Source organism: Streptomyces sp. Ag82_O1-12, from assembly GCF_900182715.1.
Classification (GTDB): domain Bacteria; phylum Actinomycetota; class Actinomycetes; order Streptomycetales; family Streptomycetaceae; genus Streptomyces; species Streptomyces massasporeus.
Window position 1 is genome coordinate 1,595,339 of sequence record NZ_FXUW01000001.1, and the last position, 24,661, is coordinate 1,619,999.

Consider the following 24,661-nt stretch of genomic DNA (forward strand, 5'->3'; position numbering starts at 1 on the left):
ACCGGACGCGAAGGGATAGTACGCTCGGTCGTTTACACGGTGCGACATCGTTCGAATACCGTGCGTAGCGGCGAACGGGCATACGAAAGCCCACTCACCGTGAGGGTGAATGGACTTCAGTACGACGCCGCTTCAGGGGCGCGGGGAACTGCGCGAGCACCCCCCCACAACCGGCACCCGCGCGCCAACGGTCACCCCACCGACGAGTAGGCGACCACTCCCCGAAGCAACAGATCGACGGCCTTACGCGCGTTCTTCACCACCGACGACCCCTGCGGAGCAGCCGCGGCGACCTGGCCCAGCACGTCGATGACCTGCTTGCACCACCGCACGAAGTCCCCCGCCGGCATCTCCGCCTCGCGCAGCACCTCGTCGAGCCCCTTCCCGGAGGCCCACTCGTACGCCGCCCAGGCGAAGCCGAGATCGGGCTCGCGCTGCCCGACCCCCTCGGTCTGGGTGATCCGGAAGTCCTCCTCCAGCGCGTCCAGCCGCCCCCAGATCCGCACCATCTCGCCCAGCGCGGCCTTGGCCTTCCCGGACGGCACCTTCGGCGCCATCGCGTCGTCCGCGGCTCGCGCCTCGAACACCAACGCCGAGACGCACGCGGCCAGTTCGGCCGGGCCCAGGTCCTCCCAGACACCCGCGCGCAGACACTCGCTGGCGAGCAGGTCCAGCTCGCCGTACAGCCGCGCGAGCCGCTTGCCGTGCTCGGTGACCTCGTCGCCGCGCAGGTAGTCCAGCTCGGTCAGCAGCGCCACGATGCGGTCGAACGTCCGGGCGATCGTGTTCGTACGGCCCTCGATCCGCCGCTCCAGCTGCGAGGTGTCGCGCACCAGCCGGTGGTACCGCTCGGCCCAACGGGCGTGGTCCTCACGGTCGTTGCAGCCGTGGCAGGGATGAGCGCGGAGCGCTGTCCGCAGCCGGGCGATCTCACGGTCGTCGGCCGCCTGGGAGCGCCGCTTGCGGTGCTTCTCGGCCGGGATGTGCCCGGCCTTGGTGCGCAGCGCCGACGCGAGGTCCCGACGAGACTGCGGGGAGCGGGGGTTGAAGGACTTCGGGATCCGCATCCGCTCCAGCGGTTCGACGGGCACCGGGAAGTCCATGGACGCCAGCCGCTTCACCTGCCGCTCGGCGGTCAGCACCAGCGGGCGCGGTCCGTCGTGGTGCTCGAAGCCGCGGTGGCCGTTCGAACGGCCCGCCGGCAGGCCCGGGTCGAGCACCAGCGCCAGGCCGGCGAACTTGCCGGTGGGCACGTGGATGACGTCACCGGGCTTCAGCTTCTCCAGCGCGACGGCGGCCTCGGCGCGCCGCTGTGCCGCGCCCTGCCGGGCGATCTCGTTCTCCCGGTCCTTCAGTTCGCGGCGCAGCCGTGCGTACTCCTCGAAGTCGCCGAGGTGGCAGGTCATGGAGGCCTTGTAGCCCTCCAGACCTTCCTCGTTGCGCTGCACCTGCCGGGAGATGCCGACGACCGACTTGTCCGCCTGGAACTGTGCGAAGGACGTCTCCAGCAGCTCACGCGAGCGGTGCCGCCCGAACTGCTCGACCAGGTTGACCGCCATGTTGTACGACGGCTTGAAGCTGGACCGCAGCGGGTAGGTGCGCGTGCCGGCCAGGCCCGCGAGGTGCTCGGGGCTGGAGCCGCGCTGCCACAGCACCACGGCGTGGCCCTCGACGTCGATGCCGCGTCGCCCCGCGCGTCCCGTCAGCTGCGTGTACTCGCCCGGCGTGATGTCAGCGTGCTGCTCGCCGTTCCACTTGACCAGCTTCTCCAGCACCACCGAGCGGGCGGGCATGTTGATGCCGAGGGCGAGGGTCTCGGTCGCGAACACGGCCTTGACCAGGCCGCGCACGAAGAGTTCCTCGACGACCTCCTTGAAGGTCGGCAGCATGCCCGCGTGGTGGGCGGCGATGCCGCGCTCCAGGCCCTCGAGCCACTCGTAGTAGCCGAGGACGTGCAGGTCCTCGGTCGGGATCGAGGCGGTGCGCTCCTCGACCAGGGTGCGGACCCGTTCCCGCGCCTCCTCGTCGTTGAGGCGCAGTCCCGCGTGCAGGCACTGCTGGACGGCGGCCTCGCAGGCGGCGCGGCTGAAGATGAAGGTGATGGCGGGCAGCAGCCCCTCGGCGTCGAGCCGCTCGATGACCTCGGGCCGGCTCGGCGTCCAGATCCGGGACCGCTGCCGGCGCTCGCGCTCACGGTCGGCCTCGCGCATGGACCGGCCGCGCCGCCGGTCCTGGTACGACGGCCGGCTCGCCTCCATGCGCGCCATGCGCGTGAGGTCGGGGTTGACGGCCTTCTTGTGGCCCTCGCCCTCCTCGAACAGGTCGTACATCCGCCGTCCCGCCAGCACGTGCTGGAACAGCGGTACGGGCCGGTGCTCGGAGACGATCACCTCGGTGTCGCCGCGGACCGTGTCGAGCCAGTCGCCGAACTCCTCGGCGTTCGACACGGTCGCCGAGAGCGAGACGAGCGTGACCGACTCGGGAAGGTGAATGATCACTTCTTCCCATACCGCACCCCGGAACCGGTCGGAGAGGTAGTGCACCTCGTCCATGACCACGTATCCGAGGCCCAGGAGGGTCTGGGAACCGGCGTACAGCATGTTCCGCAGCACCTCGGTGGTCATCACGACCACCGGCGCCTCGGAGTTGACGCTGTTGTCGCCGGTGAGCAGGCCCACCTTGTCCGTGCCGTAGCGGCGGCACAGGTCGGCGTACTTCTGGTTCGACAGCGCCTTGATGGGTGTCGTGTAGAAGCACTTCTTGCCCTGCTGGAGGGCGAGGTGGACGGCGAACTCGCCGACGATCGTCTTGCCGGAGCCGGTGGGCGCCGCGACGAGCACGCCCTTCCCCGCTTCGAGCGCCTGACAGGCCTCGATCTGGAAGGGGTCGAGACCGAAGTCGTACATCTCGCGGAAGCCCGCGAGCGCGGTGGCCTGCTCGGCTGCCCGCAGGCGGGCTGCCGCGTACCGCTCGGCCGGTGAGAGGTCCTCTGTCATCGTGCTTTCGAGCGTACCGGGCCGCACTGACAACAGGACGATCATTATCCGGATCCGTTCCTGTGAAACCAGGGATCGGCGCAGCTCAGGGGCAGCGGACCTCAGGGGCCGACGACCCGCACGCCCCCGCGCACGCAGCGCGCACGCAGCGGCAGGGGGCCGAGCGGCTCCCCGTCGGCGTAGCCGGTGACGCCCTCGGCGGCGATCTCGACCTGGGCCGCCCGCAGCACGGTCACCTTGGGATGGTCGACGTGCGTCCCCCGGTACACCTTCGGGAAGACCCGCAGCAGTGTGGTGCGGGTGCAGTCCCCGACCACCGTGATGTCGAACAGTCCGTCGGTCAGGTCGGCGCCGGGGCAGATCCGCATGCCGCCGCCGTAGGAGGAGCCGTTGCCGACGGCCACGAGGGTCGCCTCGACCTCCAGGACCTCGTCGTCGAGCCGGATCCGGTACGGGACGGGACGGAACCCGGCGAGTTCGCCGATCATCGCCAGGTCGTACTTGAGACGGCCGGTGGGCCATCTCATGCGGTTGCCGCGGTCGTTGACGCGGGAGTCGAAGCCGGAGGCGAGGACCGTGCCGAACCAGCGGTCGCCGACCTGCCCGAGGTCGATGTCGCGGATCCGGCCGCACTTGAGGGCGTCTGCGATCATGCGGCCCGCGGCGGCCGGCTCCCGCACGGGCAGGCCGAGGGCGCGGGCGAAGTCGTTGCCGGTGCCGACGGCGACCAGGCCGAGCGGGGTGCGGGTGCCCGCGACCGCCCGCAGCGCGAGGGCCGCCATCCCGTCGCCCCCGACGGCGATCAGCGCGCCCGTGCCGGCCTCGACGGCGGCACGCGCGCGGACCAGGGCGTCCGCGGCGTCCTCCCCGAGGACCGTCCGCACCGAGAAGCCGGCCGCCCGCAACGCGGAAGCGGCCGGCCGCGCCGCGCGGGCGCCCCGGCCGCGGCCCGCGGTGGGGTTGACGAAGAGGGTGATCTCGCTGGTCACGGGACCGACCCTATGAGCTGTCCGTCGATCTTCAGGTCACGTCGTCATAACCGTTGACCCGGTCCGAGCGGTCCGAGCTCGCCTGCTCGGGCAGGGCGGCCCGGCTGGTGGTCACGGGCTCGATCTCGCCGATGTCGTCGGGGGTGAGATCCAGCTCGGAGGCCTCGTCGTCGGCGGGTCCGAGGGCGTCGCGTCGGGCCTTACGGCGATCGTTGACCAGGGAGAAGGCGACGGCTGCGAAGTACAGGATCCAGATCGGCGCCGCCAGCGCCAGCATGGTCAGCGGGTCGGTGCTGGGGGTGGCGATGGCCGCGAAGACCGTGATGCCCATGATCATGCCGCGCCACCAGCCGAGCATGCGCTTGCCGGTCAGTACCCCGGTGAGGTTGAGCATGGCCAGGAGCAGCGGCAGCTCGAAGGACAGGCCGAAGACGAGCACCATCCGCATGACCAGGTCGAGCAGGTCGTCCAGCGGAAGGAGGTTGGACGTGCCGCCCGGGGTGAACTCCAGGAGCACCTTGGCCGTGGTGGGGAGCACCGTGTAGGCGAAGTAGGCGCCGACGATGAACAGCGGCGCGCCCGTGCCGACGAAGGCGTAGGCGTACTTCTTCTCGTGCCGGTGCAGGCCCGGGGCGACGAAGGCCCACAGCTGGTAGAGCCAGATCGGCGAGGCCAGCACGACACCGGCCATCAGCGACACCTTCAGCGCCAGCGTGAAGGGGGTGAGCAGGCCGTTGATGGTGATCTGCGCACAGGGCTTCGTACCCGGCTGCGACTGGGCCAGTTCCGCGAAGGTCTTGTCACAGCCGACCGAGTCGAGGATCGGCTTGGTGATCAAGTTGATGATGTCGTTGTAGAAGAAGGCGGCGAAGACCGTGACGACGACGATCGCCAGCATCGCCTTGGCGAGCCGGTTGCGGAGCTCGCGAAGGTGCTCCGCGAGGGGCATGCGCCCCTCGGGATCCCTCTCCTGCTTGCGGGCAGACTTCAGCAACCCACGTTCCCATCTCGTGCGGCGGGCCGGAGGTCACCGGCCCTGCGTCAGCGCTTGGTCGTGTCCGTGGGCTCGCTGACCGGGCGCGAGCTGTTCACGTCACCGGGCGCCGCCTGGATGGTGCGCTGCGAGGACTCGTCGGTGTTGGGCGGGCCCGCCGGGGTCGTGGAGGACTTGCTCTCGTCCTTCATCGCCTTCGCCTCGCTCTTGAGGATGCGGGCGGACTTGCCGAGCGACCGAGCCATGTCCGGAAGCTTCTTCGCGCCGAACAGCAGGATGATGACGACGAGGATGAGAATGATCTCGGGGGCTCCGAGCCTTCCGAACATAAGTCTTTACCTTCTCACCGAGGCGGCTGTGGTGGGGTGCTGTCCGACCGGTCGGACACCTGTCCGAACGATCGTGTTGGCAGCGATCGTAACGCTCGGGGGTGAACGTGAGGCAATCCCTCTGCATCCCCTGTGCGTACTCCCGTCCGCGACCAGTGCCTCGTTAACCGGGCCGCGACCAGCAGCGTACCTGCACGAACCGCCGAGGTGACAGGGCGAAGTGTCCCAAAAGCAACTCATGGCCGACGCTTGGACGACTCATAGAGCGTCCACGGATCGGGCCGCGGTCTCCGCCGCCCGCTCCAGGTCCTCGGCGGCCCGGTTGATGCGGCGCGCCGAGTCCGTGACCTGCCTGCCCAGCCGCTGTGCCTCCACGAAGACCCGCACGGCGAGCACCCCGAGCACGACAAGACCCACGAAACCCACAGCAACCGCGAACATCGGCCAGAACATGACGCCGAGCCTAGACCTTCCTGAACGGGCGAACGCCCCGACCCTCTAGACGGCGGAGTGCAGCCGCAGGGTCCGCACACCGCCGCCGGTGAGCAGCTCCACGATCCGCTCCCCCGCGGGCTTGCGGACCGACGCGCCGCACTGCGGGCAGGTGAAGGAGTAGAAGGTGGTGCGGCTCGTGGCACCGATGGCCAGGCGCAGGGCGCCCGCGGCGAGCTCGAAGGACCCGCGGCAGTCGGGGCAGCCCGCCCTGAACACGACCGGGGCCACGCTTCTCATTCCGGCGAACGCGGACTCCACCGTCATGCCCCCGACACCACCGGACGTCGCCGACTCGTTCAAGCCCTCGCTCCTCTTTCTGGGGTCGTTCGCCTCCGGGGCGCCACGCCCGGTGCCGCGGGTCCGGCGGGCCTGCCCGGCCGTGGACCCCGAGGGGGCGCCCGCGGCTCACTCGGGTCGCTCGCCCGGCCCGTCCGGAACCGCGTGCGCCGCGTGCGGCCCTCGCGCGTCGGCCTCCGCGACGCGCGTCGTCCGCGCCGCCTCGATCCCGTCGTACGCCGCCAGCGCCTCGCGGGCCGCCCGGCGGGCGCTGTCGGCGAGGTCCGGCGGCGAGACGATCCGGCCGTCCCGCCCGAGCCGCAGCGCCAGGCGCCGCAGCGACGCCGGGTCGGGGGTCCGCAGGGTGATACGCAGTCCGCCGTCCGGCAGCTCATCCGCACTGTCGTGCGGGTAGTACTCCGCGACCCAGCGGCCGCCGGGCCCGACCTCGACCACGACCTCCGGGTCCTCGGCCGCGGGCTGCACCAGCGCTTCCGACAGATCCCGCAGCTCGATCTCCGGCGGTGCCGACGGCTCGTCCAGGATCTTGATCTCGGCCACCCGGTCGAGCCGGAAGGTGCGGCGCGCCTCGGAACGGCGGCACCAGGCCTCGACGTACGTGTGCCCGACGCTGACCAGGCGGATGGGGTCGATCTCCCGCTCGGTGACCTCGTCACGCGCGGGCGAGTAGTAGCGGATCCACAGCCTGCGGCGCTCGGCGATCGCCCGGTCGACGTCCGCGAAGACACCGCCCTCGGACTCGAAGGTCACCGACAGGCGCGAGCTGGCGCCCGCCGCCTCGCCGGCCGCGGTCTCCACCTTGGCCGTCGCCCGCAGCAGCGCCTGCCGGTCGCTCTCGCGCAGCCCGGGCAGCGTGGACACCGCGCGAGCGGCGACGAGCAGGGCGGTGGCCTCGTCGGCGGCGAGTCTGAGCGGCTCGGCCGCTTCCGCCGCGAGGGCGGCCGGGTTGTGCCACCAGATGCGCTCGCCGTCGGTGTCGATGTCGAGCAGGTCGCCGCCGCGGAAGCTGGTGCCGCACATGGGCAGCACGTCGAGGTCGGAGACCAGCTCGTCCTCGCTGATGCCGAAGGCACGCGCGACGTCCTCGACCCTGGCTCCGGGGCGCTCCTTCAGATACGTCACCAGCGAGAGCATCCGCCGGGTCTGGTCGATGGCGTTCACGGGCCTGACCGGTTTGCCTGCCACTGTCTTTCCGCTCCCCCTCAACCCTTGGCCACGGCCCGCAGCCGGTCCACCACGTCGGCCCGCAGCTCGGCGGGCTCCAGGACGACCACGTCCGGCCCGAACTCCACCAGCCAGGCGTCCAGCCCGTGGCCGTACGGAATCTCCAACTCGTCCCAGCCGTCGCCGAGTTCCCGGACGGAGGTGGCCTTCGCCCGAAGGGGGTACCCCGCGCCGGCACGCAGCCGGATCCGCGCCGAGCGGTCGGCGACCTCGCCGGCCCAGCTCGCCACGGTCTCCCGGACGGTGACGACGTCCGGTACGGGAGCGGTGTACCGGCCGCCGCGCGAGCGGACCTTGCCGGTGATCCGCGACAGCCGGAAGACCCGCTCGGCGCCCCGGTCGCGGTCCCAGCCCGCCAGGTACCAGTGGCCCCGCCAGCACTCCAGCGCCCACGGCTCCACGTGCCGCTGCTCGGGGTGGGCCGCGGTGGCCTTGCGGTAGTCGAAGGCGACGGGCCTGCGGTCCCGGCAGGCCAGCATCAGCGGCTCGAAGGCGGCCTCGTGCACGGGGATACGCGGCTCCAGCGCGCCGTGCGACCCGTACGGGTCGACGTCCTCGGGGAGCCCGGCCGCGCGCAGCTTCTGCAGGGCGCCGCTGGCCGCTCCGGCGAGCCGGGCCTGCTGCCACACCTTGGCGGCGAGCCCGAGGGCGGCGGCCTCCTCGGCGTCCAGGGTGATGGGCGGGAGGCGGTTGCTGTCGCGGCGGGCCAGATAGCCGACCTCGCCGTCGAGGTTCTCGACGGTCTCGATGACCAGCCCGAGTTCGCGCAGGTCGTCCTTGTCGCGCTCGAACATGCGGTTGAAGGAATCATCGGAGCCGGTCGCGCCGTTGCCCGGCCCGAAGGCCTCGACGTAGGCCTCGATGGAGTCGCGCAGCTCACGCTTGCTGAGCGGCCGGCGTGTCCCGAGCAGACACAGCGCCAGATTCATCAGCCGCTCCGCCTTGGCAATGGCCATCGACGCGCTTCGCCTCCCTATGGTGCTTACGAGCGATGACCGTACCGCCACACGGTGGCACGGCAAAAGCCGAGGGCCCATGCCCGAACAGGCATGGGCCCCACATGATCGAGTCTGTCGGAGCTTGCTCAGACCCCGAGCAGGTCGACCACGAAGATCAGCGTCTCGCCGGCCTTGATCAGAGGCGACGGGCTCTGGTTGCCGTAGGCGAGGTGGGCGGGGATGGTCAGCTGGCGACGGCCACCGACCTTCATGCCCTGCACGCCCTGGTCCCAGCCCTTGATGACGCGGCCGCCGCCCAGCGGGAAGCGGAACGGGGCGCCGCGGTTCCAGCTGGCGTCGAACTCCTCGCCCGTGCTGAAGGAGACACCCACGTAGTGCACGGTGACGGTCTGGCCGGCCTGCGCGACCGGGCCGTCACCCTCCCAGATGTCCTTGATCTCGAGGTCCGCCGGGGGCTCGCCGCCCGGGAAGTCGATCTCGGGCTTGTCGATGCTCACTTCATCTCTCCTTGTTACGTGACCTGCGTCGGGGACAGTCTCACAGACCGGCCGGGTCAGACCGTGCCGAGGATGTCCACCGTGAAGACCAGTGTGTTCTTGGCCAGCTCGCTCTGCGGGCTCGCGCCGTAACCCAGCTTGGGCGGGATCACCAGCAGCACCCGGTCGCCCACGTGCTTGCCGACGAGGCCCTTGTCCCAGCCTGCCACGACGGAGCCGTTGCCGATCTGGAAGGCGGTGGCGCCGCCGTGGTCCCAGGAGGAGTCGAACTTCTTGCCGTCCTCCCACTTGACGCCGGTGTACTGGGCGATGAGGCCCTGGCCGGCCTCGACCTTCTTGCCGTCGCCCTTGATCAGCACCTGCTCCTTGAGGTCCTTGGGAGCCTTCTCCCCCTTGGGGACGGTGATGACCGCGGCCTTCTGCGACGGGGACTTCACCTCGGGCATGCCCGGCTCGGAGGGCGCCTGCTCACCCTTGGCCTCGGCCTTGGCGTCGACACTCGCGGCACCGACCGGGTCGACCACCCAGATCAGCACGTCCTTGGCGGAGATCCCGGAGGAGGTGTTCAGGCTCTGGCCGATCAGATCGCCCGCGGTGCCCTGCACCAGGATGCGGCTGCCCGGCTTCTCGCCCTTCACCGCGTCGAGGACCTTCTCGGGAAGCTGCTGGCTCGGCTTGCCGATCTGCTCGATGGACTGCCTGCGAGGCGCCTTGTCACCCGTCGCGCCCGCGGCCCACGTGCCTCCGAGCTCCTGCTTCCCGCCCCACTTCTCGACGGTCCAGTCCAGCCGGACGAAGTCGGAGCCCTTGATCGGGGTTCCGCTGCCCGCCGAGACCGTCTTGACCACGGTCTTGTCGGACGGCTTGCCGTCCTTGGGCACGGAGATCTCGGGCTTCGCCCCGACCTTCCCCTTGATCTCGGCGACGCCTCCGGCCGCGTCGCCGTTGTTCCCGTCGTCCGATCCGCACGCGGCGGTGAACAACAGGGCGGGAACGGCCAGCAGCGCGGCCACGAGTCGTTTCGTGTTGTAGTTCATCAGTCCAACTGGGATCGGGAGTGGGGGGCAATGGGCGCCACTCTACGGCGTACACGCTCCGCACTCGCCTCACCCCGCGACACGACGTCGCCCGGGCCGCTCCCCACAGCCGGAGCCGGGCCGGAAAAGGCCGGTGCCCGAAGGTGTGAAAACCTCCGGGCACCGGCATTCGGAAGGCCGGCTCAGGCTCACATTCCGGCGATCAGCTTCTCCACCCGGTCGTCCACGGAACGGAACGGGTCCTTGCACAGCACGGTCCGCTGCGCCTGGTCGTTGAGCTTGAGGTGAACCCAGTCGACCGTGAAGTCACGGCGCTGTTCCTGGGCCCGCCGGATGAAGTCGCCGCGCAGCCGGGCCCGAGTGGTCTGCGGCGGAACGGACTTGCCCTCGAAGATCTTCAAGTCGTTGCAGATACGGGCCGCCTGGCCCTTCTTCTCGAGCAGGTAGTACAGGCCACGACGACGGTGGATGTCGTGGTAGGCGAGGTCTATCTGCGCGACCCGCGGGTGCGACATGGTCATGTTGTGCTTGGCGCGGTACCGCTCGATGAGCTTGTACTTCATGACCCAGTCGATCTCGGTGCCGATGCGGTCGAGGTCCTCGGCCTCGATCGCGTCCAGTGTGCGGCCCCACAGCTCCAGGACCTGATCGACGGTGCCGGTGCGGATGCCCCGGCGCTCGCAGAAGTCCAGGGCCTTCTCGTAGTACTCGCGCTGTACCTCCAGGGCGGAGGCCTCGCGTCCGCTGGCCAGGCGCACCTTGCGGCGACCCGTGATGTCGTGGCTGACCTCGCGGATCGCCCGGATCGGGTTCTCCAGGGTGAGGTCCCGCATCACCGTGCCCGCCTCGATCATGCGCAGCACCAGGTCGGTGGCCCCGACCTTGAGCAGCATGGTCGTCTCGGACATGTTGGAGTCGCCCACGATGACGTGCAGGCGGCGGTAGCGCTCGGCGTCCGCGTGCGGCTCGTCACGCGTGTTGATGATGGGCCGGGAGCGGGTCGTCGCCGAGGAGACGCCCTCCCAGATGTGTTCGGCCCGCTGGCTGACGCAGTACACGGCGCCGCGCGGCGTCTGCAGCACCTTGCCGGCACCGCACAGCAGTTGCCGGGTGACCAGGAACGGAATCAGAATGTCCGCGAGTCGGGAGAACTCCCCGTGCCGGGCGACCAGATAGTTCTCATGGCAGCCGTAGGAGTTGCCCGCCGAGTCGGTGTTGTTCTTGAAGAGGTAGACGTCGCCCGCGATTCCCTCCTCGTGCAGGCGTCGTTCGGCGTCCACCAGGAGTCCTTCGAGAATGCGCTCGCCTGCTTTGTCGTGGGTGACCAGTTCGGTCACGTTGTCGCATTCCGGTGTCGCGTATTCCGGATGCGATCCCACGTCGAGATAGAGGCGGGCGCCGTTTCGCAGAAAGACATTGCTGCTGCGGCCCCATGACACGACACGGCGGAAGAGGTACCGCGCCACCTCGTCAGGAGACAGGCGGCGCTGTCCCCTGAACGTGCACGTGACGCCGTACTCGTTCTCCAGCCCGAAAATGCGGCGGTCCATGAGGGAACATTACGCCCGATCCCCTGAACTGAAACGGGGTTCGGGGGCACGGTTTGGATCATTTTCCGAACCGGACACAACAACCGCTCCCTGGCCGGGAGCTGCGACTACCCGTCCTGTGGCGATCAAAACCAGCAGAGACACGCCACCGGCGACACCCGGCACGGCGAAGCCCCACAGGGCCCCGCCCGCCTCGACGACGGGCCCCGCGACGCCCGCTCCGACCGAGTGGCCCACCGTGAACGTCGTCACCAGCCAGGAGAACGCCTCGGTCACCGTGCCCCGCGGGGCATGACGGTCGACCAGGACGAACGCGCAGGCGATGGCGGGCGCGAGGAAGACCCCGGCGAGCGCGGTGAGCGCCACCATGGGCACCGCGCCCGGCATGAGCGTCAGCGGGAGGTAACACACCACCAGAAGGGCCACCAGCACCTGGAGTCGCCGCGCGGGCTCACCGGCCCACTGCCGGGCCCCGTAGACGGTGCCGCCGACCAGCGCACCGAATCCCAGGGCCGCCATCAGCCAGCCGTACACGGCGTCGCCCCCGTGGGCGTCCGCGTAGGGCACCGAGGCGACCGTGATGGATCCGAGCGCCATCCCGATGAACAGGAACGCCGCCAGCAGCGCGAGCAGTCCCGCCGAGCGCAGCGCGCCGAGCCAGTGCGCCTCCCGCGGCGCCGACCGCCAGGCACGCGAGGGCGGCGAGACGACGACGGACAACGCCCCCAGCACCCCGATCACGTTCAGCACGAGCAGCGCGGCCTGGGCCGACCACAGAGACGTGCACAGCGTCACGAGCAGCGGCCCGACGGTGAACATCACCTCCTGGGCCACGGCGTCCATCGCGTACGCCGTGTGCACCTGGTCCTCCCGCCGCAGCACGGAGGGCCACAGCGCCCGCAGCCCGCCCTCCAGCGGCGGCGTGAAGAGCCCGGCTCCGGCGACGGCCACGTAGGCGAGCGGCAGCGACCCGATGCCGGAGAAGGCGAAGAGGGCCATCGCGAGCGCGGAGAGGACGGCCGCCGGCAGCTGCACACGCGGCTGCCCGCGCAGGTCCACTCTCCTGCCCAGCACGGGCTGCCCGACGGCGTTGGCGACGCCGTAGACGGCCGCCAGCGCCCCCGCCAGGCTGTACGAGCCACCCTCCGCCCGGACGAACAGCACGATCGCGATGGCGGCCGTGGCGTTGGGCAGCCGGCCGACCAGCGTCCCTGCGAGCAGGCGGGCGGCGTGCCGCGCCCGAAGGATCTCCAGATATCCCGTGGCCATGTCCCCGCCGTCCCCGCCTAAGGTTGTACGTATAACTTCGGTTTCCATACGTACCATGTCCGCTGTTCACGAGTCCAGACGAAGGAGCAGGCCACCGGTGGCACGAGGCAGCACCCGCCCCACGAGCCGGGACGTCGCCCAGGCCGCCGGCGTCTCCCAGGCAGCCGTGTCCCTGGTCCTCGGCGACAAATGGCGCGGCCGGGTCTCCGAGGCGACCGCCGAACGCGTCCGCGAGGCCGCCCGCGACCTGGGCTACCGCCCGAACCTGGCCGCCCGCAACCTGCGCCTGGGCCGTACCCGCACCGTCCTCCTGGTCGTCCCCGCCCTCACCACCGAGTTCTTCGCCGGCGTCTACACCGGCGCCACCCGCGTCGCGGCCGAGCACGGCTTCGGCGTGGTCCTGTACCCCTCCCCCGAGGGCATCGGTCCCGCCCGCGACCCCTTCGCCTCGGCGCAGGCCGCGCTGGACGGCGTCATCGCCTCGTCCATGGCCGCCGACGCGCTGACCGCCATCCGCGGCGAGGCACTCCCCCTGGTGATGCTCGACAGCGACCCCGCCGGGAGCCTCGGCGCGGCGACCGTGAACCTGGACATCGCCGACGGCGTCCGCCAGGTCACCAGGCACCTGCTGTCCCTGGGCCACCGCCGCTTCCTCCACCTGGCGGCGGACGTGCCCTCCTGGACCTTCGAAGTACGCGCCCGGGAGCTGACGGCGAGACTGGCGGAGGTACCGGACACGTCGGTCCGCACGGCCCGGGCCCCGATCTCCATCGAGGGAGCCGTGGCCGCCGCCGAGGCCGCCCTCTCGGCTCCCGGCACCCGCCCCACCGCCGTGATCTGTGACGACGACCAGCTCGCGGCCGGCACGTACAAGGCGGCCCGCCGTCTGGGGCTGCGCATCCCGGACGACCTGTCGGTCACGGGCATCGACGACCTCGCCCTCGCGACGGCCATGGACCCGGAACTGACCACGGTCCACCTCAACGCCGAACTCTTCGGCGAGCACGGCATGCGCGCCCTGCTGGCCGTCCTGGAGGACCGCACCCCCGAGAGCGGAGACATCCCGGTACAGCTGATCGTACGAAGCTCCACGGCACCACCGCGTTGACTGTGCGGGCCATTGCCGCTGGGGCCGGGTGGGTGGACCCCCACGCCCACCCGTGCCGCCCCAAGCGGCACGCATGCCCGCAGCGGGGGCGAAAGCCACGACGCGCCCGCACCCACGTACGGCGAGATGGGCCGTGTCGGGGGGTGTCCGCCCGCAGCGGTTGGCGCGTCAAGGAACAGTCAGTCGGTACGCAACCCCATCGCGCCGTTCCGAGGACGGACACCCCCCGGCGCGGCCCCGACCCCCACCCACCGCGAAGGCGAAACGAACGAACACCCCCACCGGCGCCAGACACAGCGGACGCGCCCCCGTACACGGCAACGCGCCCCGGCCACGAACCACCGGCCGGAGCGCGTCACACCACGTCAGAACTACTCGGCGTCCTCCGACGCCCCCTCGTCACCGCCGGAAGCACCCGCAGCGAGCAGACGGGACAGCTGAGGCCCGCTGATCCGCCTGAACTTGCGCTTTTGCGGCCGGGTGCGGTCCAGCACCGCCACCTCGAGCCGCTCCGCGGGGATCTCCCGCTCGCTGCCGTTGGTGTCACGGGACAGCGCCTGCACCGCCAGCTTCAGCGCCTCCGCCAGCGTCATGCCCTCCTGGTGGCGCTGGTCCAGATAGCTGCTGATCTGCTCGGCATTGCCGCCCACCGCGACCGAGCCGTGCTCGTCCACGATGGAACCGTCGTGCGGGAGCCGGTAGATCTGGTCGCCCTCGGGCGTCTCCCCGACCTCGGCGACGACCAGCTCCACCTCGTACGGCTTCTCGGCCGCGCTCGAGAAGATCGTGCCCAGCGTCTGCGCGTACACGTTCGCCAGGCCCCGGGCCGTCACATCGTCCCGGTCGTAGGTGTAACCCCTCAGGTCGGCGTAACGGACACCGCCGATCCGCAGGTTCTCGTACTCGTTGTACTTGCCGGCGGCCGCGAAGCCGATCCGGTCGTAGATCTCGCTGAACTTGTGCAGCGCACGGGACGGGTTCTCGCCGACGAACACGATGCCGTCGGCGAACTGCAGCACGACCAGGCTGCGACCACGGGCGATGCCCTTCCGGGCGTATTCCGCCCGGTCGGCCATGGCCTGCTGGGGTGAGACATAGAACGGCGTCGACACCGGTTATCCGTCCCTCTCTTGAAGATTCCGTCGGTTCACTGGACCACCCTCACGAAGACGATCGCCGCTACAGCAGCGCGGCCCGCGGCCCGTCGGGCTGCTCCAGCCGCCGCTCGAGAATCGAGCGGGCGATCTCGGACGCCTCGTTCTCGGTGAGCCGGCGGAAGCCGTCGTCGGTGATCACGGTGACGATGGGATAGATCCGACGGGCGACATCGGGACCACCGGTCGCCGAGTCGTCGTCTGCCGCGTCGTAGAGCGCCTGGACCACCAGCGTGGTGGCCTCGGCCTCGCTGAGGTCGTCCCGGAAGAGCTTCTTCATCGCACCGCGCGCGAAGATCGACCCGGAGCCGGTGGCCGCGTAGTGGTGCTCCTCGGAGCGGCCGCCGGTGACGTCGTAGGAGAAGATCCGGCCCTTGCCGCGGTCCACGTCGTACCCGGCGAACAGCGGCACCACGGCCAGGCCCTGCATGGCCATGCCGAGGTTGGAGCGGATCATCGTCGACAGCCGGTTCGCCTTGCCCTCGAGGGACAGCTGCGCGCCCTCGACCTTCTCGAAGTGCTCCAGCTCCAGCTGGAACAGCTTCACCATCTCCACGGCCAGGCCCGCCGTGCCGGCGATGCCCACCGCCGAGTACTCGTCGGCCGGGAAGACCTTCTCGATGTCCCGCTGCGCGATGACGTTGCCCATGGTGGCCCGCCGGTCACCGGCGAGGACCACACCGCCGGGGAACGTCACGGCGACGATCGTGGTCCCGTGCGGTGCCTCGATCACGCCCTGGGTGGGGGGCAGTTGCCGGTTGCCGGGCAGGATCTCCGGCTGGTGCTCGGACAGGAAGTCCATGAAGGAGGAGGACCCTGGCGTCAGGAAGGCAGCCGGTAGACGCCCGGTGCTACGAGTGTTGGCTTCCACGCGATTCCTTCCAAGTAAGCGGCGGCCCGGCGGACGGCGTCGGGATCGTCACCCAACTTGCCGATGGCCGAATTGCAGTTGAAGCACAGTACGCCACGGACCTTACCCGTCTCGTGGCAGTGATCCACATGGACAGCCGGGGCTTTCAGGCAGATCACGCAGAGGCCCCTTTGAGAGGCGATCATCTCGTCGCGCTCAGCTTCGGTCAGCCCGTAGTGGCGCTTCAGATGACGCGCACGCCCTTCGATGGCTCGGCATGCCTTGCAGGCTGTCGAAAGGCCATCGGAAGCCGTTCTGTTGCGATCCCACTCGGAGTGCGGCTTGATCTCCCGGCAGCGTTGGCAGTACTTGTGCCCTTCCGGAGCGGCAACCCTCGGGCGGGGCTTCCTGCCCTGGGCATCCTGGCGCTGCCGGTAGTACGCCGCAGAGCACTCGCGGCAGTACGCCTGGAGACCGCCCCTCATCGCCTTGTTACTCGCGAAGGCCGCTCGCGGCTTGTACTGCTTGCACCGCGAGCAGCGCTTCACGCTCTCACTGTCGAGCAACCCCACTCCCCCACCCAGCCTTCGAATCGAAGGAGGAAGTCACTCTCCACCCTTCTGAACGAAGGAGCGCACGAAGTCCTCGGCATTTTCTTCGAGCACATCATCGATTTCGTCCAGGACCGAGTCCACGTCGTCGCTCAGCTTCTCCTGACGCTCCTTGAGGTCCTCGGAGCCCTGCGCGTCCTGCGCCTGCTCCTCGACCTCCTCGGTGGACCGGGTGGCCTTCTGCTGTCCGCCGCCGGTGTCCTTGGTCGCCATATCCCTCACCCCGCTCGGTTCGCCCGACACAGTTGCTCGGTCAAGATCAGACCCTACTCGCCGGGTCTGACAATGGCCCCGCAGTTGCTCCAACGTACGGGGGCCACCTCGATGATTCCCGGACCAGGGCTTTTCCACCCTGTCCGGCCGGTTCCCGACGAGTACCCGCTCAGCGCGTTCACCCGCCCGACAGGACCCTGACCAGGTCTTCCGCGGTGCGGCAGCGGTCCAGGAGCTCCTTGACGTGATTACGCGTTCCGCGAAGCGGTTCCAGGGTTGGGACCCGCTGCAGCGAATCCCGGCCCGGCAGGTCGAAGATCACCGAGTCCCAGGAGGCCGCCGCGACGTCGTCCGCGTACTGCTCCAGGCAGCGGCCTCGGAAGTACGCCCGAGTGTCCTCCGGCGGCGCCGTACGGGCCCGCTCCACGTCCGCGTCGGTCAGCAGCCGCTTCATGCGCCCGCGGGCCACCAGACGGTTGTACAGACCCTTCTCGGGCCGTACGTCCGCGTACTGGAGGTCGACCAGGTGCAGTCGCGCCGCGTCCCAGTCGAGGTTGTCCCGGCGCCGGTAGCCCTCCATGAGCTCCCGCTTGGCGACCCAGTCCAGCTCCCCGGCCAGACTCATCGGGTCGTGCTCCAGACGGGTGAGGGTGTCCTCCCAGCGGGACAGGACGTCCTTGGTCTGGTCGTCGGCGTCGGCGCCGAACCGCTCCTCCACGTACTTGCGCGCCAGCTCGTAGTACTCCATCTGCAACTGGACCGCCGTGAGCGTGCGGCCGCTGCGGAGTGTGACCAGGCGCTTCAGTGACGGGTCGTGCGAGACCTGGTGGAGCGTGCGGACGGGCTGGTCGACGGCCAGGTCGACGGCGATGAAACCGTCCTCGATCATCGACAGCACCAGCGCGGTCGTGCCGAGCTTGAGGTAGGTCGAGATCTCCGACAGGTTCGCGTCGCCGATGATCACATGGAGGCGCCGGTGCTTCTCGGCGTCCGCGTGCGGCTCGTCGCGGGTGTTGATGATCGGGCGCTTGAGCGTCGTCTCGAGGCCGACCTCGACCTCGAAGTAGTCGGCCCGCTGGCTGAGCTGGAAGCCGTGCTCGTGCCCGTCCTGGCCGATGCCGACGCGGCCGGCTCCGGCGAAGACCTGGCGGGAGACGAAGAACGGCGTCAGGTGGCGCACGATGTCCGAGAAGGGGGTTTCCCGCTTCATCAGGTAGTTCTCGTGGGTGCCGTAGGACGCGCCCTTGTTGTCGGTGTTGTTCTTGTACAGGTGGATCGGCTGGGCACCGGGCAGCTGAGCGGCCCGTTCCGCGGCCTCTGCCATGATCCGCTCGCCGGCTTTGTCCCAGAGGACGGCGTCCCGGGGATTGGTCACCTCGGGGGAGCTGTACTCGGGGTGTGCGTGGTCGACGTAGAGCCGTGCACCGTTGGTGAGGATCACGTTGGCGAGGCCGATGTCCTCATCGGTGAGCTGGCTGGAGTCCGCGGCCTCGCGGGCGAGGTCGAAGCCTCGCGCGTCCCGCAGCGGGTTCTCCTCCTCGAAGTCCCAGCGGGCCCGGCGGGCCCGGTGCATCGCCGCCGCGTAGGCGTTCACGATCTGGGACGAGGTGAGCATGGCATTGGCGTTGGGGTGGCCGGGGACGGAGATCCCGTACTCCGTCTCGATGCCCATTACTCGCCGTACGGTCATGCGGCCCTCCTTGCCCGGCGGCACCCTCGGTCGTGGGCGCCACTCAGATACCGCTGGCGCTCGGTTGCGTGTGCGGTGCCCGTCCCCGCACTGCGCGACTCGGCGGTATGGAAGAGCCTAGAACGCCTTTGCGCTGGTGGGGAGATCATTTGCGTCATTGCGTTGCTCCAGCCGTGGCCTGAAAAGCAGTCGGCTGCGGGTACCCGCCGAGGGCACCCGCAGCCGCCCTGCCTTTTACAGGTACTGACCGGTGTTCGCCACCGTGTCGATGGAGCGTCCGGTGTCCGCGCCCTGCTTTCCGGTGATGAGCGTACGGATGTACACGATCCGTTCGCCCTTCTTTCCGGAGATCCGGGCCCAGTCGTCGGGGTTGGTGGTGTTCGGCAGGTCCTCGTTCTCCTTGAACTCGTCCACGCAGGCCTGGAGGAGGTGGGAGACGCGGAGGCCCTTCTGGTTCTTCTCGAGGAAGTCCTTGATCGCCATCTTCTTGGCGCGGCCGACGATGTTCTCGATCATGGCGCCGGAGTTGAAGTCCTTGAAGTAGAGGACTTCCTTGTCACCGTTGGCGTAGGTGACCTCCAGGAAGCGGTTTTCCTCGGACTCGGCGTACATGTGTTCGACAGCCGTCTGGATCATGCTCTGGACCGTGGTGGCCTTGGAGCCGCTGTGTTCGGCGAGGTCGTCGCCGTGCAGCGGGAGGCGCTCGGTGAGGTACTTGCCGAAGATGTCCTTGGCCGCCTCGGCGTCCGGACGCTCGATCTTGATCTTCACGTCGAGCCGGCCGGGCCGCAGGATGGCGGGGTCGATCATGTCCTCACGGTTGGAGGCGCCGATCACGACCACGTTCTGCAGGCCCTCCACACCGTCGATCTCGGCGAGCAGCTGCGGGACGATGGTGTTCTCCACGTCCGAGCTGACACCGGAGCCACGGGTGCGGAAGAGGGACTCCATCTCGTCGAAGAAGACGATGACGGGGGTGCCCTCGCTGGCCTTCTCGCGGGCCCGCTGGAAGACGAGGCGGATCTGCCGCTCCGTCTCACCGACGTACTTGTTCAGGAGCTCGGGGCCCTTGATGTTGAGGAAGAAGCTCTTGCCGGCGGCCTGGCCGGTCACCTCGGCGACCTTCTTGGCCAGTGAGTTGGCCACGGCCTTGGCGATGAGCGTCTTGCCGCATCCGGGGGGCCCGTACAGCAGGACGCCCTTCGGCGGCCGCAGTTCGTGCTCCTTGAACAGGTCCGGGTAGAGGTAGGGGAGCTCGACGGCGTCCCGGATGGCCTCGATCTGGCCGCCGAGACCACCGATCTGCTCGTAGCCGATGTCGGGGACCTCTTCGAGGACGAGTTCCTCGACCTCGCTCTTCGGAACGATCTCGTAGACGTAGCCCGAGCGGGGTTCGAGCAGCAGGGCGTCACCGGGCCGGATGTTCACGTCCAGCAGCGGCTCGGCGAGCCGTACCACCCGCTCCTCGTCGGTGTGCCCGAGCACGAGGGCCCGCTCGCCGTCCTCGAGGATCTCCTTGAGGGTGACGATGTCACCGACGCGCTCGTACTCCATGGCCTCGACCACGTTGAGCGCTTCGTTGAGCATTACTTCCTGGCCGCGCCGGAGCTCCTCGAGCTCGACGCTGGGGCTGACGTTCACCCTGAGCTTGCGGCCGCCGGTGAAGATGTCGGCGGTGCCGTCCTCGTTCGCCGTCAGGAAGACCCCGAAGCCGGCCGGCGGCTGCGCGAGCCGGTCGACTTCCTCCTTGAGGGCCACGATCTGGTCACGGGCCTCACGGAGCGTGTTGGCGAGTCGTTCGTTCTGCGCGGACACGCCGGCCAGGTTGGTCTGCAGCTCGACGATCCGCTCTTCGAGAATCCTCGTGTGTCGCGGAGAGTCGGCGAGCTTGCGCCGCAGGACGGCGATCTCCTGCTCAAGGTAAGCAATCTGCCCGGCCGGGTCGTCGGACCCGCGTCCCGGGCGGATGCCGCGGTTCATGTCGTCGTCGTGGGCTGCCACGGTCCTCACCTCCTCCAAGGGGAGCTGGACGCTTCCAGACCCTACCTGGGCGGGTGTCGATTGAAACCCCTAGATCACAAAGACGGTCGGGGTGTGTCCGATCTTCACCCTTGCGCTCTCCCTCACGCCAGGGGAATACCCAGCGAACATGATTGGAACCCAGCCGGAGGTAGGGTCGAACTGTTCAACACCCGCCAGAGCTGGCCGGATTCCCGATACGGCTCGGCGGAGAAACGGCAGGAGAGATGAGCGTGCAGCAGGTGGCCGGGGTCGACGGCGAGGCGCTGGAGGTCTGGATCGACCAGGACCTGTGTACCGGCGACGGCATCTGCGCGCAGTACGCGCCCGAGGTGTTCGAGCTGGACATCGACGGTCTGGCCTATGTGAAGAGTGCCGACGACGAGTTGCTCCAGGACAAGGGCGCGACAACGCCCGTTCCGCTGCCACTCCTCACGGACGTGATCGACTCCGCGAAGGAGTGTCCGGGCGACTGCATCCACGTGCGACGGGTTTCGGACAGGACCGAGGTCTACGGACCGGACGCAGAGTGACTACTTCTCTACGTTCCGTCACCGCTGTCTGATATCTCACACGCGCCGTCGCATGCGCCTCACACGCTGCGAGCCCCGGCCGGGGTCGAGCGGACGAACGAGCCGCCCTGCCAACGCCATTTCGCGTCGGTCTTCTCGTCGGGGCAGCAACGCGGCACGTCGGCCGACGAGTAGCCGAGGAGCGTGGCCGTGACGGCGCCGTGGCGAACGGCGAAGTCGCTGACGGTGGTGCCGTCCTTGGGGTCGAGCAGGGTGGCCACGACGCGGGGTTTGCCCCCGTCGGCGTCGCGCGTCAGGACGTACACGCCGTCCGGCGGGGTGCCCATCGGCGAGTCGCAGTGGACCACGGCCACCGTCTCGGGCCTGCCGTCGCCGTCGAGGTCGCCGGAGCCCCGCTTCTGCACGACGGCCTTCACCGGGCCGCACTCGATCGGGAACGTCACCGCGGCCGGGTCGGGCGGAGTCATGTGCGCCGGAGCGCGCTTGGTCTCGGGAGCGGCCGGCTGGGCCGCCGTCGCCGCGCCGGGCTGCAGGACCGAGGAGAAGGCGACGACGCCCGCGACGGCGGTCGCGGTGGCGAGCCAGTGGATGGGACGGGTGTGGGTGTGGGCGAGCTCCGGGACGGCGGAAGACTGCACTAGGAGGGTCTCCTGAGGCTGTGCCGGTGGGGTGGCCAGCATGGTGCCACACGTCACACCGCGAGGGAACGGCGGGGTGTGCACGTCCTGCGCCGGGGAAGTCTGAGGGGTTGCGGTTCCTGCCGCTGCGTCAGCGGGCCTGTGCGGGCCCGGCTCCCGCTCACCGCGCCGTGGCCCCGTGCGGTCCGCGCGGCAGGTCAACGGCGTCGGGTGAGGGTTCACCCGGGGCGGCAACGGAAAGGCGCCGTGGCGGAGTTCCGATAGGTATCCGGGAACTCCGGCACGGCGCCGGTGCGTTGGACGCGGTGACGGGCCGCCTCAGCGGCCGGCGCCGCCGTCGGCGTTGGGACCTGCGTAGTCCTCGCCGTAGGCGCCCTTGGCGGGGCGGCGGCGGCGCATGGGCGGCTCGACGCCGTCGGCGAGGCGGCGCGCGGTGAGCAGAAAGCCGGTGTGGCCGATCATCCGGTGGTCCGGGCGGACGGCCAGGCCCTCGATGTGCCAGTTGCGGATCATCGATTCCCAGGCGCTCGGCTCGTTGAAGCAGCCGATCTCGCGGATGGACTCGACGGTCCGGGCGAGCTGGGTGGTGGTCGCCACGTAGCAGCACAGGATGCCGCCGGGGACGAGCGCCTTGGAGACGGCCTCCAGGCACTCCCAGGGAGCCAGCATGTCGAGGATGACGCGGTCGACGTCGGCGTCGGACAGGTTGTCCTGGAGGTCGCCGACGGTGAGCTGCCAGGCGGGGTGCGGGCCGCCGAAGTAGCGCTCGACGTTCCCCTGGGCGATCTCTGCGAAGTCGGCGCGGCGCTCGTAGCTGTGCAGCATGCCCTGGTCGCCGATGGCCCGCAGCAGGAAGCTGCTGAGCGAGCCGGAGCCGACGCCCGCTTCCACGACGCGGGCGCCGGGGAAGATGTCGGCGAAGGCCAGGATCTGCCCCGCGTCCTTGGGGTAGACCACGGCGGCGCCGCGGGGCATGGACAGGACGTAGTCGGGGAGCAGGGGGCGCAGCGCGAGGTAGGCGACGTTCCCCGTGGTGCGGACAACGCTGCCCTCGGGAGCGCCGATCAGCTCGTCGTGGGGGAAGGAACCCTTGTGGGTGTGGAAGTTCTTCCCGGCCTCGAGCGTGAACGTGTAGTGGCGGCCCTTGGGGTCGGTCAGCTGAACCTGGTCCCCGACCTTGAAGGGCCCGCGCCTGCGGGCGGCACCGGTCGGTTCGGACATGTGACCAGCCTACCGGCCCCGGAGAGGGCCACCGACCACTAGGAGGGCCTCGCCATCGCTTTCACGAAGGCGCGCTCCACGTCGGCCGCCGACAGGACGCCGTAGATCTCGCCGGTCTCCTCCACCACGAGGTATTCGGTGGCCGGGGTGGCTCGCAGGGCGTCCAGGAGTTCCTCGCCGGAGAGCTCCGCCGAGACGCGCATGCCGTCGGTGAGGTCCTGGGCGAGACCGCTGACGGCGACCCAGGGACGGCGGTGTTCGGGCACGCCGACGATGGCGGCCTCGCGGACGAGGGAGAGGGGCTTGCCGTCGGGGTCGACGACGACCAGGGCGCGGGCCCCGGCGGTGTTGGCGCGGCGCAGCGCCTCGGAGAGCGGGGTGTCCGATTCGACGGGTACCGCGCGGCGGGTGAGTGCGCGGGCGCGCAGCTCGGGCAGGTGCTCGCGCAGGCGGGCCATGCGCAGGCTGTTGCCGGCGCCGGTCCAGATGATCGCGGCGAGGATGGCGGCGAGCAGCGCGTCGAGGACGGTGTCCATGCCCACGTTGTCGACGGCGTCGGTGCCGAGTGCGCCGGACTGGGTCAGCAGGGGCAGTCCGATGAGCACGGAGATGGCGAGGGCGCGGCCGACCCAGGCGGCGGCGATGGTGCCCTTCATCGGCTTGCCGGTGATCTTCCAGACGACGGCGCGGAGCATGCGGCCGCCGTCGAGGGGCAGGCCGGGCAGGAGGTTGAACGCGGCCACGATGAGGTTGGAGATCATCAGGCCCGCGAGCAGGACGCCCGGGACGGTGCCGGGTTCCACGGTCTGCGCGGCGGCGTAGAAGACGCCGGCGAGGACGAGGGAGAGCAGGGGCCCGACGAAGGCCAGCACGAACTCCCGGCCGGGGGTCTCGGCCTCCTTCTCGATCTCGGAGACGCCGCCGAAGAACTGGAGCTGGATGCGGCGGACCGGGAGCTTGAAGCGGAGGGCGGCGACGGTGTGCGCCAGTTCGTGGACGAGCACGGAGGCGTAGAAGGCGACCGCGAAGAAGAGGGAGACCAGGTAGCGGGCGGCGCCGAGCTCGGGCAGCACTCGCTCCAGCTGGCCGCCGAACACCCAGGTGATCAGCGCGGCGACGAGGAACCAGCTCGGGGCGACGTACACCGGCACGCCGAAGGGCCGGCCCATGAGCAGGCCGCCCCGGGGCTCCGGCCGCTGGGGGGCGGGGCCCTTGCCGTCGGCGGAGTGGGCGAGGTGGCGGTCGCCCTGGGGGTGGTTCGGATGGCCGGTGCCCGGGGCCGGGGCCGAGGGCTGCTGCGGGCGGTTCTGGTCACCGGAGCCGGGGGCCGGGGCGTGTGCCTTGTGCAGACGGTCCGCCTCGGGCCGGCCGGAGACGGGTGCCGAGTGCGGGCCGCTGGCGTAGGCGCGGTCGGGGTGCGTGTCGCCGTCCGGCGCGTCACCGCCCTCGCGGTCGCCTCGGGCGGGTGCCGGCTGCGATACGGCGGCGTCGGCGGGGGCCGTGTGCGGGGTCTCGGCGTCGGCGCGGTCGGGGTGGGTGTCGCCCTGCGGCGCGTCACCGCCGTCGCGGTCGCCTCCGGCGGGTGCCGGCTGCGACACGGCGGCGTCGGCGGGGGCCGTGTGCGGGGTCTCGGCGTCGGCGCGGTCGGGGTGCGTGTCGCCCTGCGGAAGACGGTTCGCGGCGGGCTCGGCGGGCGTTTCGTCACCCGGCGCCGGGCCGTCCGCCGCCGAGTCGTCCCGCGCGGCGTCCGAGGGGGTCACCGGCGTGTCCGCGGGCGTGGCCGGGCCGGGCGGCTCCGGGGCGGGGGTGGGCTGTTCAGGGGTGAAGGGGCGCTCGTCCGTGGGCTGTTCGTCGGTGGGGGTCGGCTCGGCGGCCCGGGCCGCGGGCCCCGCGTGGCGCTCGGCCGACTCGTCGTTGCCGGACCGCGGCCGCCCGCGCCCGCCGCTCTCGTCCACCGGTGTCCCCTCGATCGAAGCGTCTCCCGTGCC

The 24,661-nt window shown here is 70.3% G+C and carries 23 protein-coding genes; 2 read left to right on the forward strand and 21 right to left on the reverse strand.

Annotated features, from left to right (window positions below):
* Nucleotides 1-191 precede the first annotated feature (191 nt).
* The 12 genes from QOL88_RS07375 to QOL88_RS07430 all read right to left on the reverse strand — a co-directional run bounded on the left by QOL88_RS07375 (nt 192) and on the right by QOL88_RS07430 (nt 12,636).
* A complete protein-coding gene (locus QOL88_RS07375; RefSeq protein WP_097215653.1) occupies nt 192-3,041 on the reverse strand; it encodes a DEAD/DEAH box helicase in 2,850 nt (949 codons plus the stop codon).
* A gap of 56 nt (nt 3,042-3,097) precedes the next feature.
* A complete protein-coding gene (locus QOL88_RS07380; protein WP_097215654.1) occupies nt 3,098-3,985 on the reverse strand; it encodes a diacylglycerol kinase in 888 nt (295 codons plus the stop codon).
* Nucleotides 3,986-4,016: 31 nt separating this feature from the next.
* The gene (tatC, locus tag QOL88_RS07385) at nt 4,017-4,979 is read right to left on the reverse strand and encodes a twin-arginine translocase subunit TatC (protein ID WP_097215655.1); all 963 of its coding nucleotides are present in this window, start codon (nt 4,977-4,979) and stop codon (nt 4,017-4,019) included.
* A 47-nt stretch (nt 4,980-5,026) separates the two neighbouring features.
* Nucleotides 5,027-5,308 carry a Sec-independent protein translocase subunit TatA gene (tatA, locus tag QOL88_RS07390; RefSeq protein ID WP_097215656.1) on the reverse strand — a complete coding sequence of 94 codons (282 nt, stop codon included), beginning with the start codon at nt 5,306-5,308 and terminating at the stop codon, nt 5,027-5,029.
* A gap of 258 nt (nt 5,309-5,566) precedes the next feature.
* Entirely contained in the window at nt 5,567-5,761 is a 195-nt protein-coding gene (locus tag QOL88_RS07395; RefSeq protein WP_097215657.1) for a G protein-coupled receptor family protein, read from the reverse strand.
* Nucleotides 5,762-5,806: 45 nt separating this feature from the next.
* A complete protein-coding gene (locus tag QOL88_RS07400) occupies nt 5,807-6,103 on the reverse strand; it encodes a hypothetical protein (RefSeq protein ID WP_097215658.1) in 297 nt (98 codons plus the stop codon).
* Nucleotides 6,104-6,208: 105 nt separating this feature from the next.
* Nucleotides 6,209-7,285: a helix-turn-helix transcriptional regulator gene (locus QOL88_RS07405; protein WP_257027604.1), complete on the reverse strand. Its 1,077-nt coding sequence runs from the start codon at nt 7,283-7,285 to the stop codon at nt 6,209-6,211.
* Between the two features lie 17 nt (nt 7,286-7,302).
* On the reverse strand, nt 7,303-8,280 hold the full coding sequence (locus QOL88_RS07410) for a helix-turn-helix transcriptional regulator (protein ID WP_031106196.1): 978 nt from the start codon (nt 8,278-8,280) through the stop codon (nt 7,303-7,305).
* Between the two features lie 128 nt (nt 8,281-8,408).
* On the reverse strand, nt 8,409-8,780 hold the full coding sequence (locus QOL88_RS07415) for an FKBP-type peptidyl-prolyl cis-trans isomerase (RefSeq protein WP_097215660.1): 372 nt from the start codon (nt 8,778-8,780) through the stop codon (nt 8,409-8,411).
* 56 nt (nt 8,781-8,836) lie between these two features.
* On the reverse strand, nt 8,837-9,817 hold the full coding sequence (locus QOL88_RS07420; protein WP_097215661.1) for an FKBP-type peptidyl-prolyl cis-trans isomerase: 981 nt from the start codon (nt 9,815-9,817) through the stop codon (nt 8,837-8,839).
* 188 nt (nt 9,818-10,005) lie between these two features.
* Nucleotides 10,006-11,367 (reverse strand): Pup--protein ligase, encoded by a 1,362-nt coding sequence (gene pafA / locus QOL88_RS07425; RefSeq protein WP_097215662.1) that lies wholly within the window; start codon nt 11,365-11,367, stop codon nt 10,006-10,008.
* 9 nt (nt 11,368-11,376) lie between these two features.
* Nucleotides 11,377-12,636, reverse strand: a complete 1,260-nt coding sequence (locus QOL88_RS07430; RefSeq protein ID WP_097215663.1) for an MFS transporter — start codon at nt 12,634-12,636, stop codon at nt 11,377-11,379.
* 55 nt (nt 12,637-12,691) lie between these two features.
* On the opposite strand from QOL88_RS07430, the gene QOL88_RS07435 reads away from it, so the two are divergent.
* A complete protein-coding gene (locus QOL88_RS07435) occupies nt 12,692-13,744 on the forward strand; it encodes a LacI family DNA-binding transcriptional regulator (RefSeq protein WP_097215664.1) in 1,053 nt (350 codons plus the stop codon).
* A 371-nt stretch (nt 13,745-14,115) separates the two neighbouring features.
* Here QOL88_RS07435 and prcA read toward each other — a convergent pair whose 3' ends face one another.
* The 6 genes from prcA to arc all read right to left on the reverse strand — a co-directional run bounded on the left by prcA (nt 14,116) and on the right by arc (nt 20,263).
* Nucleotides 14,116-14,856 (reverse strand): proteasome subunit alpha, encoded by a 741-nt coding sequence (gene prcA / locus QOL88_RS07440; RefSeq protein ID WP_097215665.1) that lies wholly within the window; start codon nt 14,854-14,856, stop codon nt 14,116-14,118.
* 67 nt (nt 14,857-14,923) lie between these two features.
* Nucleotides 14,924-15,769, reverse strand: a complete 846-nt coding sequence (gene prcB, locus QOL88_RS07445) for a proteasome subunit beta (RefSeq protein WP_097215666.1) — start codon at nt 15,767-15,769, stop codon at nt 14,924-14,926.
* Nucleotides 15,721-16,314 carry an endonuclease VII domain-containing protein gene (locus QOL88_RS07450; RefSeq protein ID WP_373559272.1) on the reverse strand — a complete coding sequence of 198 codons (594 nt, stop codon included), beginning with the start codon at nt 16,312-16,314 and terminating at the stop codon, nt 15,721-15,723. Before QOL88_RS07450 ends, prcB begins: the two co-directional genes overlap by 49 nt.
* A gap of 39 nt (nt 16,315-16,353) precedes the next feature.
* Nucleotides 16,354-16,572, reverse strand: coding sequence for a ubiquitin-like protein Pup (locus tag QOL88_RS07455; RefSeq protein WP_030848612.1), 219 nt, complete (start codon nt 16,570-16,572; stop codon nt 16,354-16,356).
* Between the two features lie 178 nt (nt 16,573-16,750).
* On the reverse strand, nt 16,751-18,262 hold the full coding sequence (dop, locus tag QOL88_RS07460) for a depupylase/deamidase Dop (RefSeq protein WP_349362265.1): 1,512 nt from the start codon (nt 18,260-18,262) through the stop codon (nt 16,751-16,753).
* 234 nt (nt 18,263-18,496) lie between these two features.
* Nucleotides 18,497-20,263 (reverse strand): proteasome ATPase, encoded by a 1,767-nt coding sequence (arc, locus tag QOL88_RS07465; protein ID WP_030848606.1) that lies wholly within the window; start codon nt 20,261-20,263, stop codon nt 18,497-18,499.
* Between the two features lie 245 nt (nt 20,264-20,508).
* Here arc and QOL88_RS07470 point away from each other — a divergent pair, with 245 nt between their 5' ends.
* Complete coding sequence (locus tag QOL88_RS07470) at nt 20,509-20,814, forward strand: ferredoxin (RefSeq protein WP_031108683.1); 306 nt, start codon at nt 20,509-20,511, stop codon at nt 20,812-20,814.
* Nucleotides 20,815-20,873: 59 nt separating this feature from the next.
* Here QOL88_RS07470 and QOL88_RS07475 read toward each other — a convergent pair whose 3' ends face one another.
* From QOL88_RS07475 to QOL88_RS07485, 3 genes are all read right to left on the reverse strand, one after another.
* Nucleotides 20,874-21,452 (reverse strand): hypothetical protein, encoded by a 579-nt coding sequence (locus QOL88_RS07475; protein ID WP_097215669.1) that lies wholly within the window; start codon nt 21,450-21,452, stop codon nt 20,874-20,876.
* Between the two features lie 318 nt (nt 21,453-21,770).
* The gene (locus QOL88_RS07480) at nt 21,771-22,673 is read right to left on the reverse strand and encodes a tRNA (adenine-N1)-methyltransferase (protein ID WP_097215670.1); all 903 of its coding nucleotides are present in this window, start codon (nt 22,671-22,673) and stop codon (nt 21,771-21,773) included.
* Between the two features lie 38 nt (nt 22,674-22,711).
* Complete coding sequence (locus QOL88_RS07485; RefSeq protein WP_097215671.1) at nt 22,712-24,628, reverse strand: site-2 protease family protein; 1,917 nt, start codon at nt 24,626-24,628, stop codon at nt 22,712-22,714.
* Nucleotides 24,629-24,661 lie beyond the last annotated feature (33 nt).